6 protein-coding genes are annotated in these 9,532 nt (G+C 72.9%); 1 reads left to right on the forward strand and 5 read right to left on the reverse strand.

Going from position 1 to position 9,532, the window contains the following annotated elements; translation table 11 throughout:
- Nucleotides 1-21: 21 nt before the first annotated feature.
- On the reverse strand, nucleotides 22-246 hold the full coding sequence (gene rpmE, locus E1165_RS16930) for a 50S ribosomal protein L31 (protein WP_088975813.1): 225 nt from the start codon (nucleotides 244-246) through the stop codon (nucleotides 22-24).
- Between the two features lie 236 nt (nucleotides 247-482).
- On the opposite strand from rpmE, the gene E1165_RS16935 reads away from it, so the two are divergent.
- Nucleotides 483-1,418, forward strand: a complete 936-nt coding sequence (locus tag E1165_RS16935) for an AAA family ATPase (protein ID WP_243704825.1) — start codon at nucleotides 483-485, stop codon at nucleotides 1,416-1,418.
- A gap of 80 nt (nucleotides 1,419-1,498) precedes the next feature.
- Here E1165_RS16935 and rho read toward each other — a convergent pair whose 3' ends face one another.
- The 4 genes from rho to E1165_RS16955 form a co-directional block, all read right to left on the reverse strand.
- Nucleotides 1,499-3,574 carry a transcription termination factor Rho gene (gene rho / locus E1165_RS16940; RefSeq protein ID WP_132392570.1) on the reverse strand — a complete coding sequence of 692 codons (2,076 nt, stop codon included), beginning with the start codon at nucleotides 3,572-3,574 and terminating at the stop codon, nucleotides 1,499-1,501.
- Nucleotides 3,575-3,871: 297 nt separating this feature from the next.
- Complete coding sequence (thrB, locus tag E1165_RS16945; RefSeq protein ID WP_132392572.1) at nucleotides 3,872-4,816, reverse strand: homoserine kinase; 945 nt, start codon at nucleotides 4,814-4,816, stop codon at nucleotides 3,872-3,874.
- A gap of 63 nt (nucleotides 4,817-4,879) precedes the next feature.
- Complete coding sequence (locus E1165_RS16950) at nucleotides 4,880-6,127, reverse strand: MFS transporter (protein WP_132392574.1); 1,248 nt, start codon at nucleotides 6,125-6,127, stop codon at nucleotides 4,880-4,882.
- A 72-nt stretch (nucleotides 6,128-6,199) separates the two neighbouring features.
- The gene (locus E1165_RS16955) at nucleotides 6,200-9,460 is read right to left on the reverse strand and encodes an efflux RND transporter permease subunit (RefSeq protein WP_132392576.1); all 3,261 of its coding nucleotides are present in this window, start codon (nucleotides 9,458-9,460) and stop codon (nucleotides 6,200-6,202) included.
- Nucleotides 9,461-9,532: the final 72 nt, after the last annotated feature.

The raw sequence follows: 9,532 nt of genomic DNA on the forward strand, positions 1-9,532 counted from the left end.
ACACGGGCGTCGTCGGTGCAGCTACTTGGCCTTCTTCGCCTGAACCTTGGCGTACTTCTGCTGGAACTTGGCGACCCGGCCGGCGGTGTCGAGAACGCGCTGCTTACCGGTGTAGAACGGGTGGCAGGCGCTGCAGGTCTCGACGTGGATGGCGCCGCCCTTGGCGGTGCTACGGGTCGTGAAGGTGTTACCGCAGGAGCAGGAGACCTCGGTGGTCACGTACTCCGGGTGAATGTTGGGCTTCATGTCGCCTCGGTCCTCTCGTCGGTGGTCGCCGGGTCGCCGCTGATCTCCCCGCCGCCTGCTGCGCGACGGACTCGGGCGTGAACCGGAACCGGTGGCCGATTGACCAGTGTGCCATGGGCGTGAGCCGACCCGTCAGCCGGGCCGCACGATCGGTCCGCACACGCCAACGCCCGGCGCACCTGCCGCATTCCCGCCGGCTCCGAGCAGCATTCACCTCGACCGCGTACCGTGGAGGCGTGTCCGATTCGTCCCCTAACCGGAGCGGAACGGGCGGAACGCCCCGGCTGGTCGCCACCCGAGGGCTGCCCGCCTCCGGCAAGACCACCTTCGCCCGTACCCTCCAGCCGGCCGTGCTCCGGGTCAACCGCGACGACCTGCGCCGGATGCTGCACGGCGAGCGGCTCTTCACCCAACGAGCCGAGTACCAGGTGACCCTCGTCCAGCGGGCCCAGGTGGAGGCGCTGCTACGCGCCGGAGCCAGCGTCTGCGTGGACGACACCAACCTGCGCTCACGCACCCTGCGGGAGTGGGCCGACCTGGCCGCCCGGTACGACGCGCGGTTCGAGGTGCACGACTTCACCGACGTGCCCCTGGACGAGTGCCTGCGCCGCGATGCCGCACGCGCCGAGGGCGACCGGGTCGGCGAGGCCGTGATCCGCCGGCTGCACGAGCGGTACCTGGCGAACCGACCGCTGCCGCTGCCGGTGCCCACCGCCCGCACCGGCCGGCCCGGCGCGGTGGCGGCCACCCCGGCCGCGCCGCCGGAGATCGTGCTGGTGGACATCGACGGCACCGTCGCGCTGAACGTCTCCCGCAGCCCGTACGACATGACCCGGGTCGGCGAGGACGCGCCGAACGAGGCGGTGATCGCGGCGGTGCGGGCGATGCACGCCGCCGGGTACGGGGTGGTCTTCTGCTCCGGCCGGGACGCCACGGCCCGGGACGCCACCGTGGCCTGGCTGGCCCGGCACGTCCGGGTGCCGTACCTCGGGCTGCACCTGCGCGCCGTCGGCGACCACCGGAAGGACGCCGTGGTGAAGCAGGAGATCTACGAACGCGAGGTACGCCACCGGTACCGGGTGGTCGGCGTCTTCGACGACCGGCAACAGGTGGTGCGGATGTGGCGGGCGCTCGGCCTGACCGTCTTCCAGGTCGCCGAGGGCGACTTCTGACCGTCCCCTGTACGGGGTGCGGACACGACGAAGGGCACGGCCGCCACGGCCGTGCCCTTCGTGCGGTCTCCCGGGAGAGGTCACTCCCCCGGCGTCGACTTGGCGATCTGCATCAGGAACTCGATGTTCGTGCGGCTCTGCTTGAGCCGGTCGAGCAGGAGGTCGAGCGCCGCCTGCGAGTCCAGCGAGTGCAGCACCTTGCGGAGCTTGTGGATGATCGCCAGCTCCTCCGGCGCGAGCAGGATCTCCTCCTTGCGGGTGCCGGACGGGTGGATGTCGATGGCCGGGAAGGTCCGCTTGTCGGCGATCTTCCGGTCCAGCTTCAGCTCCGCGTTGCCGGTGCCCTTGAACTCCTCGAAGATGACCGTGTCCGCCATGGACCCGGTCTCCACCAGCGCGGTGGCGAGGATGGTCAGTGAGCCACCGTTCTCGATGTTGCGGGCCGCACCCAGGAAGCGCTTCGGCGGGTAGAGGGCGGTCGAGTCGATACCACCCGACATGATCCGGCCGCTGGCCGGCGCCGCCAGGTTGTACGACCGCCCGAGCCGGGTCACCGAGTCGAGCAGCACGACGACGTCGTGCCCCAACTCGACCAGGCGCTTGGCCCGCTCAATCGCCAACTCCGCCACCGTGGTGTGGTCCTGCGGCGGACGGTCGAACGTGGCCGCGATGACCTCGCCCTTCACCGACCGCTGCATGTCGGTGACCTCTTCCGGACGCTCGTCCACCAGCACCACCATCAGGTGGCACTCCGGGTTGTTGTGCGTGATCGCGTTCGCGATGGCCTGCAGCACCATGGTCTTGCCGGCCTTCGGCGGCGACACGATCAGCGCACGCTGACCCTTGCCGATCGGCATGACCAGGTCTATCACCCGGGTGGTGAGGATGTGCGGCTCGGTCTCCAGCCGCAGCCGCTCCTGCGGGTAGAGCGGGGTGAGCTTGTAGAACTCGGGGCGACGCTTGGCCTCGTCCGGCTCCATGCCGTTGATGGTGTCCAGGCGGACCAGCGGGTTGTACTTGTCCCGCCGCTGCTCACCGTCGCGAGCTGCGGCCCGCACCGCACCGGTGATCGCGTCACCACGGCGCAGGCCGTACTTCTTGATCTGGGACATGGAGACGTACACGTCGTTCGGGCCGGCCAGGTAGCCGGTGGTCCGGACGAAGGCGTAGTTGTCGAGCACGTCGATGATGCCCGCCACCGGGACGAGCACGTCGTCCTCGCCGACCTGCGGCTCACGGCCGCCACCGTCGCCGCCCTCGCTCCGCTCGCCCCGGCCCCGCCGGCGGTCCCGGAAGCGGCTGCGCCGGCCGCGCCGGCCGCCGTTCTCGCCGTCCTCGTCGGAGTCGTCGGTACGCTGGGCCCGCTCGGGGCCCCGCTCGCCGCGGTCACCACGATCGCCCCGGTCGGTCCGCTCGGTGCGGTCGGTCCGCTCGCCCCGCTCAGCCCGGTCGGTCCGCTCGGTCCGCTCGGTACGGTCGCCCCGCTCAGCCCGGTCGGTACGGTCAACCCGCTCGGTACGGTCGCCCCGCTCAGCCCGGTCGGTCCGCTCAGCCCGCTCGGTCCGCTCGCCCCGCTCAGCCCGCTCGGTCCGCTCGCCCCGCTCAGCCCGCTCGCCCCGCTCAGCCCGCTCGCCCCGCTCAGCCCGCTCGGTGCGCTCGCCACGGTCCCGGCCGCCACGGCCCTCGCCACGCTCGGCGGTCTCCGGGGCGGCAGCCGCCTCGGCCCCCACCTCGGGAGTACCACCCTCGGCCGTGCGCGCCTCGGCGGCGACGGCCCGGCTACGCCGGGTCCGGGTACGCCCCTCGGCCGCACCGGCGGCCGGCGCGGCGGAAGCCTGCTCCGCGGTCTCGCGCACCTCGGCGCGGACCTCGTCACGGGCAGGGGCGGTCGCGGTCGCGGCGGCGACCTCGGCCCGCGGTCGAGGGGTGCCGGTCGCGGCGCCGCCCTGCTGCCGCTCGGTGATCGCGCTGATCAGCTCGCCCTTGCGCATCCGCGCCGTGCCGGAGATGCCGAGCGACGCGGCCAGGCTCTGCAGCTCCGGCAGCAGCATCGCCGACAGACCGGTACCGCTACGCCGACGGCGGGCGGGGGCGGCGGTGGTGGCATCGCCAGCGACGTTGGAAACATCCGACGTCACGTCGGTGGTGTCGCTCAATGGATTCCTTCCCTCGATAGGCCGGGACTGCCCGGAGTCGACAACTCAGGTGGCCGGGCGGCCTCGGTGCACCCGCCTCGCACTGACGCGTCGCGGGAGTCTGTGGCACAGCAGCCGGTCGGTCTCCCGACTCACCAACATCGGTGAGCAGGTCTCGCCGTCTGCGGCGACCTGTGGAAACTGCGGTGCGGCGTGGGCCTTTGGCAGGGGTGACGGACTGACCGCCGAGAGCTTCGGGGGTGCGCCGACCCGCAGGAAGATCGCATGCTTCGCGGCTGTGCTGAGTCTAGAGCGTAATCAACTCTTCCGACCTGCGGCAACAGGACCCCGCTCGGCGTGTCCCAGTCTACCCCGCGACACGGTCGCACCGCTCGCCTCTATCGCCAACCGCCATACCTGCCATTCTGTTCCCGGTCGGAAATCGGCGGGCGGTTCGGTCAGCGCCAGCACCGTCGGCCCCGCCCCACTGACCACGGCGGCCACACCCGCCGCACGCAGGGCGGTGACCAGGGCCGCCGTCTGCGGCATGCCGGGGGCGCGGTAGTCCTGGTGCAGACGGTCGACGGTGGCCGGCACCAGTAGCGCCGGCTCGGTGGTCAGGGCGTGCACCAGCAGCGCGGCCCGCCCGGCGTTCGACGCGGCGTCGACGTGCGGGACGGTGGGCGGGAGAGCCGCCCGGGCGGTCTCGGTCAGGCCACGCTCGGCCGGTACGAACACCGTTGGCCGGACGCCCTCGGCGACCGGCAGCGACACCGCCCGGGCCCCGGACGGCTCCGTCCAGGCGACGGTGAATCCTCCCAGCAGGCAGGGAGCGACGTTGTCCGGATGGCCTTCGATCTCGGCGGCCAGCCGCAGCGCCGCGTCGTCGTCGAGCCGCTGCCCGCCGTCGGTCACCAGCGCGCGGGCCAGCAGCACCCCGGCCACGATCGCCGCCGAGGAGGAGCCGAGCCCCCGCGCCTGCGGAATCCGGTTGACGCACTCCAGCGCCAACCCGGACGGCTGGCCGCCCAGCGCGTCGAAGGTGACCCGCATGGCACGGGCCACCAGGTGCCGGTCGTCCTTCGGCAGCTCGCCGGCGCCCTCACCGTCGACCGTGACCCGGACGCCGCCGGGGGTCACCTCCGCCGCCACGTCGTCGTACAGCCCGAGGGCGAGGCCCAGCGCGTCGAAACCCGGCCCCAGGTTGGCGCTGGTGGCGGGGACCCGGACCCGGACCGGTCCGGCGGCGAATGTCAACGGCACCGGCTCATGCTATGGCCCCGGATCGACGTCGCGGAGCTTCGCCCGGACGGTGGGACTTGATCGTTACCCGCCGGGTGTGGCCGCCGCCGGCGCGACGGTCGGGTCGGCGAGCGACAGCCGGCGAGTGGCGACCCGCCAGCCCACCGCGTACACCAGTGTCACCAGACCGCAGCCGGCCAGCACCACCCGCTCGTCCACCACGTCCACCAGGGCGGCGACCACGAGTTGGCTCACCGAGATGGCCAGCGTCGCCAGCATCATGTCGGTGGCGAACACCCGGCCACGCAGATGGTCCGGCACCTCGCCCTGGAGGGCGAAGTTGGACAGCACCCAGTTGCTGCCGCCGCCGAAGTGCGCGACGAAGACCAGCAGCAGCACCAGCGGGAACCAACCGGCCACCGAGGCGCCCAGGTAGGCCAGGCCGTACAGCGACATCGACACGGCCAGGCCGGGCAGCAGCCAGGCCCGGTTGGTGAGCACCCGGCGCATCAGGATCGGCCCGACCAGCGCTCCCGCGCCCCGGGCGGCGAAGAGCAGACCGGTGCCGACCGTGCCGGCACCGTACACCCCGGCGAGCAGCGGAAAGACGGTGAGGACGCCGTTGCCCAGGCCGACCGCCGACTTGACGGTGACCAGGGCCAGCACCCGGGGCCGGCGGCCGATGTGAGCGAGCGCCTCGCCGATCGCCGCCCAGGTGCGGGGCGCCGGCCGGTCGGCCTCCCGGGGGGCCTGCAGCGGCCGGCGGATCAGCGCGGCGAGGCCCGCGGCCAGCGCCAGGCCGGCCGCGGCCACCCAGAAACTGGTGTACGGCCCGGTGGCCGCGCTGAGCACGCCGCCGAGCGAGGCGCCGACCACCGTCATCGTGCCCCACGCCGAGCCGGCGACGGCGTTGCCGGCGGCCAGTTCGCGCGGCTGGAGCACGTTGGGCAGGGCCGCCTGCGCGGCCGGCGAGTAGAACGCCTTGGCGACCGCGACCACGGCGATCGCCACCATGGCCAGCCAGGCGGTGCCGGCGTCGCGGACCCCGAGCAGGAGCAACACGCCGGCCAGGGCGGCCAGGTTCGCCGCCATCATGATCTTCTTACGGTCGAAGCGGTCCGCGATGGTTCCGGTGTACGGCAGCAGCAGGGCCACCACACCGGTGTCCAACGCCAGGACCAGGGCTCCCCAGACACCGCTGCCGGTCAGCTCCGGCAGCAACACGAGCAGCGGCACCATGACGAACCAGTCCGCGCCGAAGACGACCAGCTGGGCCAGGAACAGGTGGCGGAAGTCCCGGTTGCGGGTCAGGACCTCAAGGGTGGAGGACACGTGCCGGAACCCTACCCCGGGCGCGGAAGGGGCGGCCGCCGGCGCGGCCCGCCCCTTCGACGTCAGACGGCGTCACCGCGTCGGGGGCAGCGGTGACTTCCGGCTCCTCGGCAGGCGCAGCACCTCGAACTGGTCGGTGCCGTCCATCAGCGCCGCCGAGGGGGCCCGGTTGGCGGGCGCAGACTCCGTGCCGGCGTCAGCCGGGGGGCCGCCGGCCGGGACGAGCGCTTCAGCCTCGGTCCCGGCAGCGTCCGGGGCCGGTCGCGGGGCCGGAGCCGACCGGCCGGAGCGACGGCCCCACCACAGCCACAGAGACTCCTTGGTGTGCTCCACCATCGTGTAGAGCGTCGGCACCAGCACCAGGGTCAGCAGCGTGGAGCTGAGCAGGCCGCCGATCACCACCACGGCCAGGGGCTGGGAGACGAACCCACCCTCGCCGGTCAGCCCGAGTGCCATCGGCAGCAGCGCGAAGATGGTGGCGACCGCGGTCATCAGGATCGGACGCAGCCGGCGTCGGCCACCCTCGACCACCGCCTCGGTCACCCCCATGCCCTGCGCCCGGTACTGGTTGACCAGGTCGAGCAGGACGATCGCGTTGGTCACCACGATGCCGACCAGCATGAGCACGCCGATCAGCGCCGGCACGCCGAGCGGGGTGCCGGTGGTCAGCAGCAGCGCGATCGCGCCGGTCGCGGCGAACGGCACCGAGATCAGCAGGATCAGCGCCTGGGTGATGCTGCGGAACGTGGCCACCATGATCAGGAACACGATGGCGATCGCCGCCAGCACCGCCAGGCCCAGGTCGGCGAAGGCCTCCTGCTGGTCCGCGCTCGCGCCGCCGACGGTGAGGGTCGCGCCCGGCACGTCGATGTCCTCCAGCCGCTGCTTCAGCTCCTTGCTGGTGGCGCCGAGGTTGGCGCCGGTGGCGGTGCCGGTGACCGTGACGCTGCGCTCGCCGTCGATCCGGGTGATCTGCGGCGGCCCGTCGACGGTGCTCAGCTTCGCGATCGCGCCCAGCTTCACCGGGCCGACCGGCAACGCGAGCAGCTGCTCCACCGTCGTCGGCGGGGTGGTCGCGCTACGCAGCACCACGTCCTGCTGCCCGCCGTCGAGCGACACCTGACCGAGCGGGGCGCCCCGGTACGCCTGGGCCACCAACTGCCCGACCGCCGCCTCGCTCAGCCCGACCCGCGCCGCGGCCAGCCGGTCGACCCGCACGTCGACCCGCGGCACCCGGGCCGCCAGGCTGGACCGCACCTCCTCGACGCCCGGCGTGTCCGCCATCGCCGCCTCAGCAGCCTGGGCGGCTCGTGCGAGCGTCTCCGGGTCGGCGGCCTGGACCAGCACCTCCAGCCGGTCGCCCTGCCCCTGGCCGAAGGTCAGCGCACCGACCTGGTCGTCCGGCGCGAACCGCTCACGGAGGGTCTCCCTCATCTCCCTGGCGTCGGTGTCACCGTCGAGCGCCACCGACCAGCGCGCGGTGTTGGTGCCGCCGCCGCCCTCCCACGGCCGGTCACTGCCCCCGACGGTCACCTGGTACGTCTTGACGCCGTCGGTGCCGGCCAGCACCTCCTCGACCCGGCGGGCGGCCTGGTCGGTGACCGCCAGGTCGGCACCGGCCGGCAGCTCCTGGTTGATGGTCAGGGTGTCCTGGCCGGAGTCGTCGAGGAAGTTGGTCTCCAGCTGGCGGGCGAGACCGACGGTGCCGAGCAGCACCAGCAGGCCCGCCGCCACGGTGATCCACCGGGTCGCCCGGGACCGGGTGACGAACCCGATCACCGGCAGGTACGCCCGCTGCAACGGGTCGCGTAGCTCCTTCTCCTCGGCGGCCCGGCGTACCTCGGCGGCGTCCACTCCGGTACGCCGCGGGGTGAGGAACCAGTACGCCAGCACCGGGATCACGGTCAGCGACACCAGCAGCGAGGCGAGCAGGGCCACGGTCACGGTGATCGCGAACGGCGCGAAGAGCTGACCGACGAAGCCGCCGACCAACGCGATCGGCGCGAACACCGCGACCGTGGTGAGGGTGGACGCGGTCACCGCGCCGGCAACCTCGCGGACCGCGGTGACGATCGCCTCCCGCTTCGGCTCGCCGTACCCCAGGTGGCGCTTGATGTTCTCCAGCACCACGATCGAGTCGTCGACCACCCGGCCGACGGCGATGGTGAGCGCGCCGAGGGTGAGCAGGTTGAGCGAGTGGTCCCCGATCCAGAGCGCGATCAGCGCCACCACCACCGACAGCGGGATGGACACGGCGGTGACCAGCGTGGACCGTACCGACAGCAGAAAGACCAGGATCACCACCACGGCCATCACCAGACCGAGCAGGCCCTCGGTGGTGAGGCTGTCGATCGACTTCTCGACGAACGGCGCCTGGTCGAAGACGACGGTCAGCTCGGCGCCGGAGGCGGTACGCAGCTCGGCCAGCCGGTCCCGGATGTCGTGGGAGATGCGCACCGCGTTGCCGTCCGGCGCGGCGGTGACCTGGATCCCGACGCTCTCCACGCCGTTGGTGCGGGTGATCGCGGTGGCCGGGGCGAGCTGCCGCTCGACCGTCGCCACGTCGCCGAGGCGGACAGGGGGCGCCTTCGGCGCGGTGGAGGTCAGCACGATGCCGCGCAGCTCGTCCAGGGTGGTGACCGGGGCGCCGACCTGCACCGGCAGGGTCCGGGTGCCGTCGCTGACCGCGCCGGCCGGGACGGCCACCCCGTTGTTCCTCAGCGCCGCGCCGATCGCGGTGGGGGTCAGCCGGGCAGCGGCGAACTTCGCCCGGTTCGGCGTGATCGTCACGACCTGCTGGCGGGTTCCGGTCACCGCGACCGCGCGGACCCCGTCGATCCGCTCCAGTTCGGGTACGACGGTGTTGCGCAGCCGCTCGGCGAGCGCCTGCTCGTCGCCGCCGCTGGCGGCGAGCACCACCGCCGGCAGGTCGTCGGTGCTGCCGGTGAGCACCTGGGGGTCGACACCCTCCGGCAGCTGCGACTCGATCCGGCCCAGCGCGGTCCGCATCCGGTTGGCCGCGTCGTCCACGTCGGTGCCGAAGGCGAACTGCACCGAGACGGTGGCCGAGCCCTCACGGGAGGTGGAGGTCATCTTCTCCAGGCCGGCAAGTCCGTGGAGGCTGTTCTCGATCGGCTCGGTGATCTGGGACTCGACGATCTCCGGCCCGGCACCCGGGTAGCCGGCGACGACGAACGCGCCCGGGAACTCCAGCGACGGCAGGAGCTGCTGCTTCAGGGCGGGCACCGCGAACACCCCGAACATCGCGGCCACCACCGCGATCAGGGCGACGAGCCCCCGGTTGGCGAGACTGGATCTGGCGAGCAACGACATCGGCGTGACTCACTCCTGGAAAGGGGGTTAGGCGAGGAGCCCTGAGTCTGCCCGATCAGGTCTGTCCCACCC

The organism is Micromonospora sp. KC723 (genome assembly GCF_004348595.1).
Taxonomy (GTDB): domain Bacteria; phylum Actinomycetota; class Actinomycetes; order Mycobacteriales; family Micromonosporaceae; genus Micromonospora.